This window comes from Burkholderia sp. AU39826 (genome assembly GCF_020419965.1).
GTDB classification, from domain to species: Bacteria; Pseudomonadota; Gammaproteobacteria; order Burkholderiales; family Burkholderiaceae; genus Burkholderia; species Burkholderia semiarida.
Map to the genome: position 1 here is coordinate 1 of NZ_JAIZQG010000055.1, position 518 is coordinate 518.

Consider the following 518-nt stretch of genomic DNA (forward strand, 5'->3'; position numbering starts at 1 on the left):
TACGGATCAAAGCTCGTTTGCCAGCTCCCCGTAGCTTTTCGCAGGCTACCGCGTCCTTCATCGCCTGTGATCGCCAAGGCATCCACCACATGCACTTGTTCGCTTGACCCTATAACGAGTCTGTCTCTCGACAGCCGCTACAGGTTGAGTTCTCGCGTTGTGCCGTATTCCAATTGAGTCAAACATAGAGTTCGAATCATCTTGAGATACATCGATACAATCACAACCCGGATAGTTTCCACGTCCATCTCGAGACGCTTCCGCTATCCAAATTACTTACTTCTTCCAGATTGTTAAAGAACGACAGCCGATATCTGTTGATATCCTCTGACTGGCTCAATCGCCAATGACAAAGACTCGAACAATCGTCATTCGAATGTTTGTCATTGAAGATTGGTGGAGGCAGACGGGATCGAACCGACGACCCCCTGCTTGCAAAGCAGGTGCTCTCCCAGCTGAGCTATGCCCCCATGAGTACAGATGCCCTCAGGTACCTACCGCCAGACAATGGTGGGTCT

1 tRNA gene and 1 rRNA gene are annotated in these 518 nt (G+C 50.4%); both read right to left on the minus strand.

Features of this window, described 5'->3' with window-relative positions:
* Positions 1-109 (minus strand): 23S ribosomal RNA (locus tag LGM42_RS32980); the annotation flags it as partial.
* Between the two features lie 285 nt (positions 110-394).
* A tRNA-Ala gene (locus LGM42_RS32985) sits at positions 395-470 on the minus strand.
* Between the last annotated feature and the right edge of the window lie 48 nt (positions 471-518).